This window comes from Streptosporangium sp. NPDC020072, from assembly GCF_040631445.1.
Classification (GTDB): domain Bacteria; phylum Actinomycetota; class Actinomycetes; order Streptosporangiales; family Streptosporangiaceae; genus Streptosporangium.
Window position 1 is genome coordinate 20682 of record NZ_JBEYAB010000016.1, and the last position, 18388, is coordinate 39069.

General features: G+C 73.8%; 5 protein-coding genes. 1 reads left to right on the top strand and 4 read right to left on the bottom strand.

The window, feature by feature from the left end:
• The 4 genes from ABZ470_RS33195 to ABZ470_RS33210 form a co-directional block, all read right to left on the bottom strand.
• Positions 1-210 (bottom strand): MbtH family protein, encoded by a 210-nt coding sequence (locus ABZ470_RS33195; protein ID WP_352009151.1) that lies wholly within the window; start codon positions 208-210, stop codon positions 1-3.
• Positions 207-15641 (bottom strand): amino acid adenylation domain-containing protein, encoded by a 15435-nt coding sequence (locus ABZ470_RS33200; RefSeq protein WP_362916385.1) that lies wholly within the window; start codon positions 15639-15641, stop codon positions 207-209. Before ABZ470_RS33200 ends, ABZ470_RS33195 begins: the two co-directional genes overlap by 4 nt.
• 94 nt (positions 15642-15735) lie before the next feature.
• Complete coding sequence (locus tag ABZ470_RS33205; protein ID WP_352009149.1) at positions 15736-15978, bottom strand: phosphopantetheine-binding protein; 243 nt, start codon at positions 15976-15978, stop codon at positions 15736-15738.
• Between the two features lie 45 nt (positions 15979-16023).
• Positions 16024-17364, bottom strand: coding sequence for a lysine N(6)-hydroxylase/L-ornithine N(5)-oxygenase family protein (locus ABZ470_RS33210; protein WP_362916387.1), 1341 nt, complete (start codon positions 17362-17364; stop codon positions 16024-16026).
• A gap of 256 nt (positions 17365-17620) precedes the next feature.
• On the opposite strand from ABZ470_RS33210, the gene ABZ470_RS33215 reads away from it, so the two are divergent.
• Entirely contained in the window at positions 17621-18370 is a 750-nt protein-coding gene (locus ABZ470_RS33215; protein WP_362916389.1) for a 2,3-dihydro-2,3-dihydroxybenzoate dehydrogenase, read from the top strand.
• Positions 18371-18388 lie beyond the last annotated feature (18 nt).

Consider the following 18388-nt stretch of genomic DNA (forward strand, 5'->3'; position numbering starts at 1 on the left):
TCAGCCGCCCATCTCGGCGACGAGGCTCTTCGGGCGCATGTCGGTCCAGTTGGCCTCGACGTAGGCCAGGCAGTCGGCGCGGGAGGCCGGGCCGTGGACGCTCTCCCAGCCGCCGGGCACGTCGGCGAAGGCGGGCCACAGCGAGTGCTGCCCCTCGGCGTTCACCAGCACCAGGTAGCGGGCGTCGGCGTCTTCGAAGGGATTGGTCATCGGGGGTTCTCCTGTGCTGGTCTCGTGGTCTGGATCTCGTTGAGCGCGCGGTTCACGATGGGGCCGATCACGGTGAGCGCCCTGGGGGTGAGCAGTTCCGCGTGGGTGAAGTCCACGTCGTGGTTGACGATCGCCCCGTCCACGTGGGCGGCCCACTGCAGGTGGTCACCGGTCTCCACCCGGTCCTTGGTGGCGGTGACGACGAGCAGGTCGCCGTCGTAGCGGGCGTAGTCCGCGCCAAGCAGCAGGTCCATGCAGGCGCGGTGGACGGTCGCGATGGCCCGCACCGTGGCGTCGTCGAAGTCGGCGAGCACACCCGCCGACTCGCGCAGCCCCTGCAGGAACTCCTCGGTCTCGGCCCGGCTGAGCTCGTCCAGTTCCTGCGGGGTGCGGCTCGGCTCCTCCTCGGCGTCCATCGGGAAGGTGTCGAGCACGCCGAGGAAGGCGACCTCCTGCCCCCTCTCGCGCAGCGCCGTGGCGATCGCGTAGGCGACCTGCCCGCCGAAGGACCAGCCGAACAGGTGGTACGGCCCGGCGGGCTGGACGGCGGCGATCCGGTCGGCGTAGGCCCGGCCCAGGTCGCGGATGGTCGCCGGGGCGAAGTCCTCCCCGGTCAGCTGGGGCGCCTGGATGCCGTACAGGGGCCTGCGCGGGTCGAGGTGGGGCAGCAGCCCGCCGTACAGCCAGGCGAACCCGGCGGGCGGGTGCGCGCAGAACAGCGGCGGCAGGTCGCCCGAGGCGCGCAGTGGCAGGATCACGTCGAATCCGCCCGGCGCTCCCCCGGCCAGCCGTACGGCCAGCTCCGCCGGGGTCGGGGCGGCCATGACGGTGGCCAGCTTGAGCGGCGTGCCGAGCTCCGTCCTGATCCTGGCGGCCAGCCGCATGGCCAGCAGCGAGTGGCCGCCGAGTTCGAAGAAGCTGTCGTCGACGCCGACCCTGGGCAGGCCGAGCACCTCGGCGAAGACCCGGCACAGGGCGGCCTCGCGTTCGTCGCGCGGCTCGCGGGAGGAGACGGCGGCGGCGAAGTCCGGGGCGGGCAGCGCCTTGCGGTCGAGCTTGCCGTTGATGGTCAGCGGCAGCTCGTCGAGGGTGACGAACGCCGAGGGCACCATGTAGCCGGGCAGCAGTTCCCGCAGGGACGCCGCCAGGTCGCCGGGGCCGTCCCCCGAGGGCACGACGTAGGCCACCAGGCGGGTGACCGGGCCCGGCTGGGCGACGACCGCCACCTGGCCGACGCCGGGTTCGGCGGCGATGACGGCCTCGATCTCGCCGGGTTCGACCCGGAATCCACGGATCTTCAGCTGGTCGTCGGCCCTGCCGAGGAAGTCGAGGTTGCCGTCGCCGCGCCAGCGCACGACGTCGCCGGTGCGGTACATGCGCTCGCCGTCCTGGAAGGGGTCGGCGACGAAGCGCTCCGCGGTGAGGCCGGGCCGGTTCAGGTAGCCGCGGGCCAGGCCGATCCCGGAGACGTACAGCTCGCCCGCGACGCCGACGGGGACCGGGCGCAGCCGGTCGTCCAGCACGTAGACGCGGGTGTTCCAGATCGGGCGGCCGACGATGGGGGTGACGCTGTCGCCGGTGCCGCCGCCGAGGGTGTTGATGGTGTACTCGGTCGGGCCGTACAGGTTGTAGCCGAGTGTCCCCTCCGTGGTGCGCAGCGTCTCCCACAGGGCGTGGCCGACGGCCTCGCCGCCGAGCAGCACCAGCGGCGGGACGTGCCCTTCGAGCAGGCCGTGTTCGACGAGCTGCTGGGCGTAGGAGGGGGTGACGTTGACGACGTCGACGAGGTGCTCGGCGCAGTAGGCGGTGAGCGACTGCGCGTCGCGGCGCATCTCCTCGTCCAGGACGTGCACCTCGTGCCCCTCGACGAGCCACAGCAGCTCCTCCCACGACATGTCGAAGGAGAAGGAGACGGTGTGCGCGATCCGCAGCCGCCGTCCCGCCGAGGCCACGACCGGGTCGAAGATCTCGCTGCGGTGGTTGAACTGCATGTTGGTCAGGCCCGCGTACGGCACGACGACGCCCTTCGGCCTCCCCGTCGAGCCCGAGGTGTAGATGACGTACGCCGGGTGGCTCAGCGGGAACTCCAGGCCCAGGTCGTCGCCGGGCAGCCCGTCCAGGCCGTCCAGGTCCCCGGGGCGCAGCACGCACACCGGCCCGGCGTCGTCGATCATGTGCTCGATCCGGTCGGCCGGGTAGTCCAGGTCGAGCGGCAGGTAGGCGGCGCCGGTCTTGAGCACCGCGAACAGCGCGGCGACCATGTCGGCCGAGCGCGGCAGCGCGAGCCCGACGATCCGCTCCGGTCCGGCGCCCCTGCCGACCAGCATCCTGGCGATGCGGTTGGCGCGGGCGTTGAGCTCGGCGTAGGTGTGGCGTTCCCTGCCGAAGACCAGCGCGACGGCGCCGGGGGTGCGCGCGGCCTGTTCCTCCAGGAGGCGGGCGACGGTCTTGTCCGGCAGCGGGTGATCGGTGGCGTTCCATTCCTGGAGCACCAGCCGTCGTTCGTCCGGCCCGAGCGGGTCGAGGCGGCCGACGGGTGTCGTCAGGTCCCCGGCGATCTGTTCGAGCAGGCGGGTGAAGCGGGCGAGCATCGCCTCGGCGAGCGGCCGGTCGAACACGTCGGGCCGGTAGGCCAGCGACACCTTGAGCCGTTCGTCCGGGGTGACGACAAGGGTCAGCGGGTAGTGGGTGCCGTCCACGCTGTCCATCTCGGCGATGCCGTAGGAGGCGGTGACGCGCAGGCGTTCCTCCTCGTCGTCGCCGAAGTTGCGCAGCACGTACAGGGTGTCGAAGAGCTGGCCGAGTCCCGCCGCCCGCTGGATCTCGCCGAGCCCGAGGTGTTCGTGGGCCAGTACGGCGGAGCGGCCGCGCTGCAGGCGGGTGAGCAGGCCCAGGAGGGACTCGTCGGCGTCGAGGGTGATCCGCACGGGGACGGTGTTGAGGAACAGGCCGATGGTCGACTCGACGCCGGGGATCTCGGCGGGCCGTCCTGAGACGGTGCTGCCGAACACGACGTCGGAGCGGCCGGTGACCCCGGCCAGGACCATGCCCCAGGCGGCGGTCAGCAGGGTGCTGAGCGTCAGGCCGTGCCGTCTGGCCTGGGCGACCAGGCTCGGGCCGAACCCGTCGGGCAGTTCGGCCAGCACGGCGTCGGGTACGACCGCGGTCAGCTCGCCCCCGGTGGGGGCCAGCAGCGTCGGCTCGGCGAGCCCGGCCAGGGCCTGCTTCCAGGCCTCGAACGCGGCGCCGGTGTCCTGCCGCGACAGCCAGGCCAGATAGTCCCGGTAGGGGGTGACCCGCTCGGGCTCGCGCCCGTCGTACAGGTCGAACAGCTCCCGCAGGAACAGCCCCTCCGACCAGCCGTCCCACAGGATGTGGTGGTGGATCATGACCAGCAGGTGGTGGTCGGGGGCCAGCCTGACCAGGGTGAAGCGCACCAGCGGCGGCCTGGTCAGGTCGAAGCGCCTGGCGCGGTCCTCGGTCAGGATCCGCGCGACCGCGTCCCGCTGCGCCGGGTCGGTGAGGAAGCCGAGGTCGATGCCCTCCGCCCGCGCCTCCTGCCCGGTGAGGGGCCGCCCGGTGAGGCCGGTCAGGTCGATCTCGGTCAGCGGCAGCTCCGCCGTCCTGGGCACGAACTGGACGGCCCGGTCGAGGCCGTCGTACCGGAACCCGGCCAGCAGGTTGGGGTGGCGGGCGGTCAGCCGCCGCCAGGCCTCGCGCAGCCGTCCGGCGTCCATCGGGCGGCGCAGTTCGAGGAAGTTCTGCACGGTGTAGACGTCGAGCGCGCCCTCGTCCACGGTGGCGTGGAAGAGCAGGCCCTCCTGCAGCGGCGCGAGCGGCAGCACCTCGGCCGTGCCGGGGGGCAGCTCGTCGATCTGCGTCTGGGTGAGGGAGACCAGCGGCAGGTCGGAGGGGGTCAGCGCGTCGTCGAGGGCGCCGGGGGCGCCGAGTTCGGCCAGCGCCGCCTCCCAGCGCCCGGCCAGACCGGCCAGTTCCGCGCCGTCGAGGACGGCCGAGGTCCAGGTGACCCGCAGCGTCGGTCCCTCGGGCCTGTCCTGGGTGACGGCGTCCACCTCAAGCCCGTACGGCGAGGCGCCGGTCCCGATCTCGGGGAGCGTCTCGTCGGCGATGCCCCAGTCCTCGGCGCCGCCGACGCCGAACCTGCCCAGGTAGTTGAACAGGATCTCCGGGCGGGGCGCGGCGGCGAGCACGGCGGCCGTCTGCGGGTTGAGGTGACGCAGAAGGCCGTAGCCGAGGCCGCCGTCGGGCACCGCGGCCAGCTGTTCCCTGATCCGCTTGAACGCCGCGACCGTGCCGATTGTGCCGCCGGGGGTCCTGGGGTCGAGACGTACCGGGTGGACGGCGGTGAGCCAGCCCGCGGTGCGCGACAGGTCGAGTTCGGCGTGTTCGCGGCCGTGGCCCTCCAGCTCGACCAGGGCCGGGCCGTCGCCGGGCAGGGCCAGGGCGAGCGCGGTGAGCAGCAGCGCGTTCATCCCGCCCCTGGCCGAAAGCAGGCTCCGGGTGAGCGCGGTGTCCAGGACGGTCTCGTGCGTGGCGGGCGCCGTAGCGGACACCGGGGACGCCTGGGGCGTCACCGCCAGGCGGGTGGCGCCGGGGGCCACGGCCGCCAGCCAGTGGTCGAGTTCGGCGAGCCGCCCGGGGGTGTGCGCCTCCTCGCTCAGCCGCCGTGACCAGCGGCGCAGGGAGACGGGGACGGGGGCGGGGTCGCGGCCCTCGACGGCGGCTGCCAGGTCGGGCAGCAGGAAGCGCCAGGAGACGCCGTCCACCACGAGGTGGTGGGCGACGACGAGCAGGCGTCCCGGCTCCTCGCCGAGGTCGAACCAGACGACCTGGACGACCGCGCCGGTCGCCGGGTCGAGCCGTCCGACGGCGGCGCGGTACTCGGCTTCGAGACCGGCCAGGCCGGTGACCCGGCGCACCTCGAAGGGGGCCGCCTCAGGGGTGATCTCCGCCGACCAGATCGCGGGGTGCGGCCTGGCCAGGCGCAGCCGCAGCGCGTCGTGGCGGCGGGCGAGGACGTCGAAGGCGGCGGTGATCCGCTCGACGCCGAGCGCGGGCGGCACCCGCAGCAGCCTGGCCTGGTGCACGTCCTCGACCGGGACGCCCTGTTCGCGCAGCCAGTGCATGACGGGCAGCAGCGGCAGCGGGCCGCCCGCCTCCTCCTCGGGTTCCGCGGGCGTCGCGGCGACGGGCTCCGCCGCCGTGGCGACGGCCGCGAGCCCGGCGACGGTCGGGTGCTCGAAGACGTCCTTGGCGGTGATCGTCAGCCCGGCGGCGCGGGCTCTGGCGACCAGGGTGATGGACATGATGCTGTCGCCGCCGAGGCCGAAGAAGTCGTCGTCGACGCCGACCGCGCCCAGGCCGAGCACCTCGGCGAAGGCGGCGGCCATGGCCTCCTCGCCGGGCCTGGCGGGCTTCGCGGCGGCGGGCGCCTCGGGCGCGGCGGGGACGGGCAGCGCGCGGCGGTCGAGCTTGCCGTTGACGGAGAGCGGCAGCGCGTCGATCGGCACGATCACCGAGGGCACGAGCTGGCCGGGGACACACGAGGCCAGTTCGGCGCGGAGCGCCGCCGGGTCGAGCGCACCGTCGGGGGCACCGTCTGAAGCACCGACGACGTAGCCGATCAGGCGGCCTTCGACGGCGGCCGCGGCGGCCTGCCGTACGCCGGGAAGGGCGCGCAGCGCGGCCTCGACCTCGCCCAGCTCGATCCGCTGCCCGCGGATCTTCACCTGGTCGTCGGTGCGGCCGAGGAACTCGACGGTGCCGTCGGGGCGCCGGCGGGCCAGGTCCCCGGTGCGGTACATGCGCTCGCCGTGCCCGGACGGGTCGGCGACGAACCGTTCGGCGGTCAGGCCCGGCCGGTTGAGGTAGCCGCGGGCGAGCTGGACGCCTGACAGGTACAGCTCGCCGGGGACGCCGACCGGCACCGGGCGCAGCGCGGCGTCCAGCACGTGGACGCCGGTGTTCCACACCGGGCGGCCGATCGGGACCGTGGCGGCTCCGGGGTCACCGGTGTACTCCTGGTAGGTGACGTCCACGGCGGCCTCGGTCGGGCCGTACAGGTTGTGCAGCCCGGCGCCGAGCGCCCTCCTGAAGTCGGCGGCCAGGTCGGCGGGCAGCGCCTCGCCGGAGCAGACGACGTGGCGCAGGCTCACACAGCCGGGCACGCCGGGGTCGGTCAGGAAGGCCCGCAGCATGGACGGCACGAAGTGGGCGACCGTGACGGACCGCTCCCGGATGAGCCGGACGAGCCTGGCGGGGTCGCGGTGGTCGCCGGGCGCGGCCAGGACCACGGCGGCGCCCTCGCAGAGCGCCCAGAAGAACTCCCACACCGACACGTCGAACCCGGCGGGGGTCTTCTGCAGCACCCGGTCGTCCGGGGTGAGGCCGTACTCGGCCTGCATCCAGGCCAGGCGGTTGACGATCGCCCGGTGCTCGACCACCACGCCCTTCGGCCGTCCCGTCGAGCCGGAGGTGTAGATCACGTAGGCCGGGCCGCCGGGGGCCGAGGCGTCGGGGAAGGGCCGGTCCCCGCCCTCACGGGGGACGTCGGCGGCCGTCAGCAGCCGGACGGGGCGGGCGTCGTCGAGCATCAGCTCACGCCGCTGCGCCGGATAGTCGGGGTCGATCGGCAGGTAGGCCGCCCCGGTCTTCAGCACGGCCAGCAGCGCGACCATCAGCTCCGCCGAGCGGGGGACGGAGACCGCGACGATCGTCTCGGGCCCGGCGCCGCCCTCGGCGAGTTCCCAGGCCAGCCGGTCGGCGCGCCGTTCCAGCTCCGCGTAGGTCAGCTCAAGCCAGGTCCTCCCCTCAGGCCCCTCGGGTGCGGCCACGGCCAGGGCGTCCGGGGTACGGCGGGCCTGGGCGGTGATGCGGCGGCTGAGCGTGCCGGAGGGCACCTCGCGGGCGGTGTCGTTCCACTCGCCGGTGATCCGGCCGCGTTCGGCGGGGGACAGCACGTCGACCGCGCCGACGGTCAGCGCCGGGTCGGCCAGCACCTGGCGCAGCACGTGGACGAGCCGGTCGCCGAGCAGGTGGGCGGTCGCGTCGTCGAACAGGTCGCGGGCGTAGATGATCGACAGGTGCGTGGCCTCGCCGTCGTCCACGGCGTTGAAGGCCAGGTCGAAGCGGGCGTGGACGCTCAGGTCGGGTTCGAGCTCGCCGAGGGCGATGGCTGGTTCCGCCCGGTGGTACTGGGTCATGACCTGGAACAGCGGGTGCCTGGCCAGTGACCTGGTGGGGGCGACGATGTCGACGAGCCGCTCGAACGGCAGGTCCTGGTGGGCGAGCGCGGCCAGTTCCGTCTGGCGCACCCGGCCGAGCAGCGTGTCGAACGACGGATCGCCCGACAGGTCGGCGCGCAGCACGAGCGTGTTGACGAACAGGCCCATGACGTCGTCGAGGGCCTCGTCGGGGCGGCCCGCCACGGGTACGCCGAGCGGGATGTCGTCCCCGCCGCCGAGCCTGCCCAGCAGGAGGGCGACGGCGGCCTGCAGCACCATGAAGGGGGTCGCGCCGCCGCGCCCGGCCAGCGCCGCGACGCCCCGGTGGACGTCGTCGGGCAGGCGGAGCCGTACGGTCGCGCCCCGGTGGGTCGGGGTGTGCGGCCTGGGCCGGTCGTAGGGCAGCGCCAGCTCGTCGGGGATGCCCGCCAGCGCCTCCCGCCAGTGGCGTTCGTCCTCCTCGGTGGGGACGTCCCGGCGCCAGAGGGTGTGGTCGGCGTACTGCAGGACGTCGGGCCACTCCGGTTCCCGCCCGGCCAGCCTTGCCTCGTAGGCACTCGCCAGGTCGCGCAGGAACACCCCCTCCGACCACTGGTCGCTGGCGATGTGGTGGAAGACGGCCGACAGGACGAGCCGTCCCTCGCCGAGGGTGAACAGCGTCCCGCGCAGCGGCGGCTCTGCGGGCAGGTCGAAGCCGTACTCCTCGGCCTCGGCGAGGTCGTCCGCCAGCCGCTCCGCCGTGCTCGCCACGGTCGTCAGCGGCGGCCGGACGTCCAGGACCACCTGGTACGGCGTGCCTTCGGCGTCCGGGTAGACGGTGCGCAGGATCTCGTGGCGGCCGGTCACGTCGTGCCAGGCGGCGCGCAGCGCGGCGGCGTCGGCGCCCGGCGTCAGGTGCAGGCGCAGCGGGATGTTGTAGACCGGGCTCGGGCCTTCGAGGTGGTGCAGGAACCACAGGCGGCGCTGGGCGGCCGAGAGCGGCACCCGTTCCGGGCGCGGCATGCGGGTGAGCGGCGCGCGGGCGGCGCCGCCGAGCCTGGGCATGAGCCTGGCGACGGTGCGCGCCTCGAACAGGTCCCTGATCGCCAGGCCGGTGCCCAGGGCGCGCCGGATGCGGTTGACGGCGCGGGCGGCCAGCAGCGAGTGGCCGCCGAGGGCGAAGAAGTCGTCGTCGGCGCCGATCGCGGGCACGCCGAGCAGGTCGGCGAGCACGCCGCGGACGAGTTCCTCCCGTTCGTCCCTGGCCGCGCGGCCCGCCGTACGACTCACCCCGGGGGCGGGCAGGGCGGCGCGGTCGAGCTTGCCGTGGACGTTCATCGGCAGCGCGTCGAGGGTGACGACGGCGGGGACCATGTAGGCGGGCAGGCCGAGCGCGCCGGGGTCGACCGGCCCGTCGGCGACGACGTAGGCGACGAGCCGGTCGTCCCTGACGATCACGGCGGCGCGGGAGACCCCGGGCTGTGCGGTGAGCGCGGCCTCGACCTCGCCCAGCTCGATCCGGTAGCCGCGTACCTTCACCTGGTCGTCGGTGCGGCCGAGGAACTCCAGGGTGCCGTCGGGCCGCCAGCGGGCCAGGTCCCCGGTGCGGTACATGCGCTCGCCGTACCTGAGGGGGTCGGCGACGAACCGTTCGGCGGTCAGGCCCGGCCGGTTCAGGTAGCCGCGGGCCAGACCGGCCCCGGCGATGTACAGCTCGCCGGGGACGCCCGGCGGCACCGGGCGCAGTCTGCGGTCGAGCACGTAGACGCGGGTGTTGGCGATGGGCCGTCCGACGACCGGGGTGGGGCTGTCGGCGAGGTCGGCGCCGAGGGTGTCCACGGTGTCCTCGGTCGGGCCGTAGTAGTTGTGCGCGAGCACGCCGGGGGTCTCACGCAGGCGGCGCCACAGCGCGTCGGGCACGGCCTCGCCGCCGAGCAGCACGAGCACGGGCCGGTGCTCACCGTCGAGCAGGCCGCAGTCGAGCAGCTGCTCGGCGAAGGTCGGGGTGACGTCGAGGGTGTCGATGCGCCGTTCGGCGACCAGCGCGACGGTCGCCTCGGCGTCGCGGCGGGTCTCCTCGTCGAAGACGTGCAGCTCGTGGCCGCACAGCAGCCACAGCAGCTGCTCCCAGGAGGAGTCGAAGGAGAAGGACGCGGTGTGCGCGGCGCGCAGCCGCCGCCCGCCCGCCGCCTCGACCGCCCTGGCGAAGACGGTGTCGCGGTGGTCGCGGTAGAGGTTCATCAGGCCGTGGTGGGCGATCTGCACGCCCTTGGGGCGTCCGGTCGAGCCGGAGGTGTAGATGACGAAGGCCTGCTGCGCGGGGTCGCGTTCGACGACGGGGTCGGTCTCCGGGCCGTCGTCGGTCTCCGGGAGCTTGGTCAGGACGAGCACGGGGCGGGCGTCGGCGAGCATGAGCCGCCGCCGTTCCTCCGGGTAGTCGAGGTCGATCGGCAGGTAGGCGGCCCCGGTCTTCAGCACGGCCAGCAGCGCGACGACCAGGTCGGCCGAGCGGGGCAGCGCGAGCGCGACCAGCGTCTCCCGCCCGGCGCCGAGCCCGGTCAGGGCGTGCGCGAGCCGGTTGACGCGCCGGTTGAGCTGGTCGAAGGTCAGGGCGGTCGTGCCGGAGACCACCGCGGTCGCGTCCGGGGTCGCGGCGACCTGCGCCTCGAAGACGTCCACGACGGTGCCTGCGGGGATCTCCGCCTCGGTGGCGATCCAGTCGCCGAGGACGCTCTCGCGTTCGATCAGCACGTCGATCTCGCCGACGGCGACCTCCGCGGTGAGCTGCGCGAGCACCCGGGCGAAGCGGGCGGCCACGACCCGGGCCTCGTCGTCGCCGAACGCGTCCGGCCGGTACTCCAGGACGAAACGGGGCCCGCCGCCGTCGGGGCCGAGCACCGGGTTGCCCGAGGGAAGCACGAGCAGCGTCAGCGGGTAGTGCGTGTGGCCCCGGTTGCCTGCGCCGGTCACGGTGACCTCACCGCCGGGCACGCCCTGCCCGGCCGGGTAGTTCTCGAAGACGAGCAGCGTGTCGAAGAGCGTCCCGGCCCCGGCGAGGGCCTGGATCTCGGCCAGGCCGAGGTACTGGTGGTCGAGCAGCCTGGCCTGTTCCGCCTGGAGCCTGGTGAGCGCGGCGAGCGCCGCCTCCTCCGGGTCGAGCCGCACCCGGACGGGGACGGTGTTGCTGAACAGGCCGATCATGTTCTCCACGCCGTCGAGGTCGGCGGGACGGCCGGAGACGGTCGCGCCGAAGACGACGTCGTCGCGTCCGGTGAGCACGCCGAGCAGGATCGCCCAGGCCCCCTGGACGACGGTGTTGAGGGTCAGGCCGTGCCGCCTGGCGAACACGCCGAGCCGCTCCCCCACGGCGGCGGGCAGCTCGACGGCCACCTCACGCGGCGGGACGGGGGTTCGCGCGGCTTCTGCGCCTCCGACCAGGGTCGGTTCGACCGGCCCGGCCAGCGCCTCGCGCCAGGCCGCGGCGTCGGCCTCGGTGTCCCTGCGGCCCAGCCAGGCCAGGTAGTCCCGGTACGGCGGCGCCGGTTCGGCGGTTCCCGAGACCAGTTCGCGCACGATGAGCGGGGTCGACCAGCCGTCGGCGACGATGTGGTGGCCGGTCAGCAGCAGCCGGTGGCGGTCAGGGCCGAGCCGTACGAGCAGGCAGCGCAGCAGCGGCGAGCGGGTGAGGTCGAAGCGGTGGGCCAGTTCGGCGCGTTCGACCTCGTCGAGGCGTTCCGGCTCGCCGGACAGGTCGAGTTCCCGCCAGGACAGTTCCGCCCGGGCCGGGATGACCTGGACGGGCCGGTCGAAGCCGTCGGACAGGAAGACCGCGCGCAGGCTGTCGTGCCGGGCGAGCAGCCGTTCCATCCGCCCGCGCAGCCCGTCGACCGGCCCTTCGAGATCAAGGTGGGTCAGCGAGGTGTAGACGTCGAGTTCGTCGGCGCTGGCGTGGAAGAGCAGGCCCTCCTGCAGCGGCGAGAGCGGCAGCACGTCGGCGGCGTCCCCGGGCAGGCGGTCGACCTCCCGCTGGGTGAGGGCGACCAGCGGCAGGTCGGACGGGACCAGCGCGTCGGACGTCGCGGCCAGTTCGTCGAGGGCGGTGTCCCAGCGCGCGCCGAGGTCGTCCAGGTCGAGCACGCCGGGCGGGCTCGACAGGTGGACGGCCAGCGAGGGTCCCTGCGGCGTCTCGTGCAGGAAGGCGTTGACCTCAAGGGCGTACGGCGTGGGCATGGCGGGGTCGTCGGAGGCGGTGAAGGCGGCGCCCGCGGCGAAACGGCCGAGGTAGTTGAACAGGATCTGCGGCTGCGGCAGCCCGTCGAGCAGTCCGCGCAGGTGGCGCAGGACGCCGTAGCCGAGTCCGCCGCCGGGCACCGACCTGACGGCCTCCTTCACCCTCCTGAGGGTGCCGGCCGGGGTCGTGGCTCCGTCGAGACGGACGCGGACGGGGTGTTCGACGGTGAACCAGCCGACGGTGCGCGACAGGTCGAGGTCGTCGATCAGGTCACGGCCGTGCCCCTCGGTCTGCACCAGCAGTTCGTCCCCGCCGACGGCCCTGGCCAGGACGGCCAGCAGCAGCTCGTCCATCCCGGCGCGGCAGCGGGCCGCGGCGGCCAGCAGCGGCGCCGTACGACCCGGCGGCACGGTGACGACGGAGCGCACGGCGGTGCCGACGCTGTCGCCGGGTCCTGGCCTGCGCGCGCCGAGCCTCGGTCCCGGCCGGTCGAGAACCCCGGTCCAGTAGGGCAGTTCGCCGGAGACGTCCAGGTCGGCCACGGTGGCCGCCCAGGTGCGCAGCGAGGTGCCGACCGGTTCGAGCGGCCGTCCTTCGAGGGCGGCCCGCAGGTCGGGCAGCAGGACACGCCAGGAGACGCCGTCCACGACGAGGTGGTGGACGGCGACGGTGAGCCGTCCCGGTTCGTGGGTGAAGGCGACCATGCGGCCCGCCGCCGGGTCGAGGTCCTCCCCGGGGCCGGCGGTCGTACCGACGACGTCGGCGGCGGCGACCGCGCCGGGGGGCCGGACGTCGAGGGTCCAGTCGGGGTTGAGACGGGCGCGCAGCGCGTCGTGGTGGTCGAGCAGGGTCTGCACCGCCTGAAGCACCCGCTCGCCGGTGACCCCCTCGGGAAGGTCCACGGAGGCGGTGTGCCGGAACGCCGTGACCGAGCCGCCGAGGTCGCGCAGCCAGGCGACGATGGGCGTGAGCGGGACGGTCCCCACGCCGTCGTCGGGGCGGGCCTGCCGTACGGCTCCCGCGACGGCGGCCAGACCGGCGACGGTCCTCAGCTCGAAGACCTGGCGGGGCGTCACCGCGAGCCCGGCCTTGCGGGCGCGCCCGCAGACCTGGATGGAGGTGATGCTGTCGCCGCCCAGCTCGAAGAAGTTGTCGTCGATGCCGATCTCGGGCAGGCCGAGGACCTCGGCGAAGATCCCGCAGAGCGTCTCCTCCGTCGCGTCGCGCGGCGGGCGGCCCGTGGCGGTGAACTCGGGGGCGGGCAGGGCGCGCCGGTCGAGCTTGCCGTGCCCGGTCAGCGGCAGGGCGGCGAGCACGACGACGGCGGCGGGCACCATGTAGCCGGGCAGCCGGGCGGCCAGCGTGCCCCGCACCCGGGCGGCCTCCAGGCCGTCGCCGACGACGTAGCCGGTCAGCAGCCCGCCGCGCACGGCGGCCGCGGCCTGGGTGACACCGGGCACGGCCGCCAGCGCGGCCTCGACCTCGCCCAGCTCGACGCGGTGGCCGCGGATCTTGATCTGGTCGTCGGTGCGGCCGTGGAACTCCAGGGTCCCGTCGGTGCGCCAGCGGGCCATGTCGCCGGTGCGGTACATCCGCCCGCCCGGCTGGAAGGGGTCGGCGACGAACCGTTCCGCGGTCAGGCCGGGCCGGTTCAGGTAGCCGCGGGCCAGGCCGCCGCCCGCGACGTACAGCTCCCCGGTCACGCCGGGCGGCACCGGGGCCAGGCGCGCGTCGAGCACGTAGGCCCTGGCCCCGCCGACGGGACGGCCGACGACCGGCTCCTCACTGTCGTCGAGCCAGGCCCACAGGGCGTCCACGGTGAACTCGGTCGGGCCGTACAGGTTGTGCGCGCGCACGCCGGGGGTCTCGCGCAGCCGCCGCCACAGCGCGGGCGGCACGGCCTCCCCGCCGAGCAGCACGAGCCCGGGGTGTCCCGGCCGGTCGAGCATGTCGGCGTCGGCCAGTTGCAGGCAGAACGACGGGGAGACGTCGATGACGTCGAGCCCGGTGAAGGAGGCGGGGTCACGCCGTTCGTGCTCGTCGAGGACGACCAGTTCGTGCCCGGAGACCATCCACAGGAACGGCCCCCACGCCGAGTCGAAGGAGAAGGCGTAGGAGTGCGCGACCTTCCTGCGGGGTCCGGCGTGCAGGGTGACGCGGTGGTGCTCCCACAGGTTGGCGAGGGTGGCGTGGGTGACGGCGACGGCCTTGGGCAGGCCGGTCGAGCCGGAGGTGTAGAGCACGTACGCCAGCGAGGCGGGCCGTACGGTCACCTCGGGGAGGGTCTTCGCCCCCGCTTCGGTTTCGGCTTCGGCGAGCGTCTCCGGGGTGACCACGAGCACCGGGCCGGCGTCGGCCAGCAGGAAGGCGCGCCGTTCCTCCGGCAGGTCGGTGGGGAGCACCAGGTGGGCGGCGCCGGACTTGAGGGCGGCGAGCTGGGCGACGATCATGCCGGTGCCGCGGGGCAGTTCGAGGGCGACGGTCCGCTCGGGGGCCGCTCCCCTGCCGAGCAGCAGCGCGGCCAGCCGGTCGGAGCGGGCGTCGAGCTCGGCGAAGCTGAGACCGCTCCCGGTGCCGGACAGGTCGCGGACCGCGACCGCCTCCGGCGTCCTGCGGGCCTGGGCGCGGAACGCCTCGGCGAGGGTCGCGCCGGTGACGGGCGTCCCGGTGGCGTTCCAGCCGTCGACGACGAGGTCGCGTTCCGCCGGGGTGATCAGCGGCAGTTCCGCGACCGGCGTTCCCGGCGCCGCGGCCATGGCGTCGGCGAAGGCGAGGAAGCGCCGCAGGTGCGCCCTGAGGGTCTCGGGCGTGCACCTGCCGGGGTTGCCGTCGAGTTCGACGACCAGGACGTCGTCGGGGGTCTTGTAGAAGGAGAACTCCAGGTCGTCGACCGGGCCCGCGGCGAGGTTGCGGGTGACGCCGTCGACCCCGGCGAAGGAGAGCTCGTAGTCGAAGGCCTTGACGTTGACCGAGGGGCCGTACAGCCTGCGTCCCGAGCCGACCAGGTCGAGGTCGCGCTGCAGGTCCTCGCCCCGGTAGTGCTGGTGGGCCCGGACGGCGACGATCTCGGCGGCGGCCTGGCGGACGAGGCCGGTGAGCGTCGTCTCCGCCTCGTGGAGGAGCCTGACCGGCAGGACGTTGACCGTCATGCCCGGCACGCGCATCGACGCCACGCCGAACCGTCCGGCGAACGGCATGCCCAGGACGACGTCCGCGGCGCCGGTCATCCGCCAGGTGTAGGCGGCGGTGACGGCGGTCACCGCGTCGGCCCAGGTCCCGCCCGCCTCCTTGGCGACGGCGAGCAGTGCCTGGCCGGGGAACTCGGCCCGCTCGCGCAGGAAGCCGTACGTGGAGGTCCCCGAGGTGATCTCCGCGACCTCCGGCCGGTCGGCGAGGTGCTCGCGCCACCAGTCGCGGTCCTGCTCGCGCCCGCCGGAGGTCCGGTAGTCGACCTCCTGGCCGACGACCGCCCCCAGCCGCCCGAACGGGCTGTCCCCGTACGGCCTGCCCGCGGCCAGCGCCGTGTAGATCTGCGCGACCCGCCCGGCCAGCAGGGCGAAGCTGTAGCCGTCCATGAGGATGTGGTGGAAACGCTGGTACCAGAGGTAGCGCTGGGGGCCGACCTCGTAGAGGGTCTCGGCGACCAGCGGCCCGGTCAGGATGTCGACCGGGGTCGCGAGGTCGGCCCGCATGGCGCGCAGCGCCTCCTCGGGGTCGCAGCGGACGACGCCGAAGTCCCAGTCCGCGGCCTCGCCGATCACCTGCCACGGCCCGTCGGGGCCGTCCACGATCCGCACGTTCAGGGCCTGCGTCTCACCGACCCCGATCCGTACGGCCTCGCCGAACAGGTCCAGGTCGAGGGGTCCGCACAGCTCGACGTACTGGCCGACGTTGAAGCTCGGGTCGGCGGGGTCGAGGCGCTGGGCGTACCAGACGCCCAGCTGCGCGCCGGTCAGCGCGAGCACGTCCGCGGGCAAGGGGAACCTCTTTCTCGGATCTCGTCTTCCATGGCGGATCCCGGGCGCCTGCGGCCCGGCCCGCCGAACGTGGTTCAGGCGCCGTCGGCCCGGCTCACCGGCCGCCGTCCTCCATGCGGTCGCTGATGAGCCGCCACCAGGCGGCGACGGTCGGCTGCTCGGCCAGTTCGATGAAGGTGGTGCTGACGCCCGCCGCGCGCCAGCGTTCGACGAGGCTCATCACGCGGATCGAGTCGAGTCCGCGGTCGAGGAGGTTCTCGTCGTCGGAGATCTCGGCCGGCTGCTCGGACAGGACGTCGGCGACGTCCTCCCGGACGCGCTCGTGGCTCAGCGACATGGGGTGACCGTTGCTTTCTCGTCGGGTGGTCGGGGGGCGGGCTGTCTAGCCGAGGGCGGCCACGGACGCGGAGTCCACGCCGGGCAGGCCGCTCGCGCGGGGGCCGCCCGCGATCGAGCGGACGATGTCCCCCGCCCTGACGGCCACGTTGGACAGCAGGGAGGACGACAGGCCGTGGGCGTACTCGGTGCCGCCCTGCAGGTAGATCCCGGCCTTGACGGACGGGTCGGTGAGCACGCGGTAGTCGGCGCCGACCAGCAGCCGTCCCTCGTCGTCGAGGCGGCAGTGCCCGGCCAGGTCACCGAGCAGTTCGGCCGGGTCGACGGGGCGGTAGCCGGTGGCGAAGACCACGGCGTCGCAGTCGAGGACGGTGCTCGTGCCGGTCGCCAGGTGGTCGACGTGCACGCGCACGCCGTCGGTGACCTCGTCCAGGCCCGCGACGCGGGAGACGTTGAGGATGCGCAGCCGTTCCCGGCCGACGACCTTCTCCTGGTAGGCGCGCCGGTAGAGCTCCTCGATGAGTTCGAGGTCGACGACCGAGTAGTTGGTGTTGGCGTGGTAGTCCAGCAGGGATCGCCGGACGTCCTCGGGGGCGGCGTGGAACTCGTCCACGGCCTCGGCGTCGAAGATCCGGTTGGCGAACGGGCTGTCGTCCGCGGGGCTGTAGCCGTACCGGGTGAAGATCGAGCAGACCTCGGCCTCCGGGTAGGTCCGGTGCAGGTGGTCGGTGACCTCCGCGGCGCTCTGTCCCGCGCCGACGACGGCGAAGCGCCGCCGGGTGAGCGGAGGCAGCCCGGCCAGCCGGGTCAGCAGGTCGGCGTTGTGCCAGACGCGCTCGGACAGGCGAACGCCCTTGGGCAGCCGGGGCCGCAGGCCGGGGGCGAGCACCAGGTTGCGGGTGCGGCCGAGGACCTGGCCGTCGTCGCCGAGGACCTCGATCCGCCCGGCGTCGCCGTGGGCGTCCCACACGGGCCGGGCGCCGCGCACCGTGGTGCCGTAGGTGACCTGGTGGGCGAACAGCGCGGCGACCCACTCCAGGTAGTCGTTGAACTCGACGCGGGTCGGGAACAGCGTCTTGTGGTTGACGAAGTCGGCGAGCCTGCCCTTGGCGTGCAGGTAGAACAGGAAGCCGTACTCGCTGGCGGGGTTGCGGAGGGTCGCGAGGTCCTTGAGGAAGGAGACCTGCAGCGTCGCCCCTTCGATGAGCATTCCCGGGTGCCAGCCGAATCGCTCACGGCGCTCGAAGAACGCCGCCTCCAGAGCCGTTCCCGTCGTGCCGTGCTCTCTCAACGCCACGGCCAGGGCGAGGTTGGCCGGACCGAATCCGACGCCGACCAGGTCGAGTGGCCGCCGAGACCGTGATCTCTCCGCGGGGGGTTCCGACATTCCGCTCCTCGTGTCTGGGCATGGCTGAGCCCCCCTCAGAAAAAGGGCATGCGTAATGGAAGGGCCCAAAATCCACCTAAAGCACTTAGGTAAGTCTTACCTAAGATCTATCCCGTCAAGACGGACGTCAAGGGGCAATCCAGTGTGAACCAGATCACATCAGCCGATCTCTTGACAGATCTTGTTGAGACGTGGAAGGTAAAGTTAGGCTTACCTAAGTTTAGGCTTACCTAAGTTGACCAGTGAGGGCAGAGCGATGAACGAGCCCGGCCTCTCGGGTGCCGTAGCACTCGTGACGGGTGCCGCACGAGGTATCGGAGCGGCCGTGACGACCGCGCTCGCCCGCGCGGGGGCCGCCGTCGCCGGGGTCGACCTCCTTCCCGAACCCTGGGAGGACCGGGACGAGAAGGTGACCCGGCTGGTCGCCGACGTCACCGACCCCGCACGGATGGAGACGGTCGTCGCGGAGGTCGAGGACCTCCTCGGCCCGATCGGTGTCCTGGTCAACGTGGCGGGCATCCTGCGCACCGGCGCGGTGACGGACTTCGGCGAGGACGACTGGAACCGGGTGTTCGCGGTGAACGCCTCGGGCGTCTTCCACGTCTCAAGGGCCGTCGCGCGCAGGATGGTTCCTCGCCGTTCCGGGACCATCATCACCGTGGCGTCGAACGCGGGCGGCGTGCCCCGGATGGGGATGGCGGCCTACGCCGCCTCCAAGGCCGCCTCCGCCATGTTCACCCGCTGCCTCGGGCTCGAACTCGCCGAGCACGGCATCCGCTGCAACGTGGTCTCCCCCGGTTCGACGGAGACCGTGATGCAGGCCGGGCTCGACCGGCGCTCCGTGCTTGAGGGCGATCCCGCGACCTTCAGGGTCGGCATCCCGCTCGGCCGGGTCGCCGACCCCGCCGACATCGCGGACGCCGTGACCTTCCTCGCCTCCGACCGTGCGCGGCACATCACCATGCAGGACCTGTACGTGGACGGCGGCGCCACGCTGCGAGCCTGACTTCTGTAGGAAAGGCTA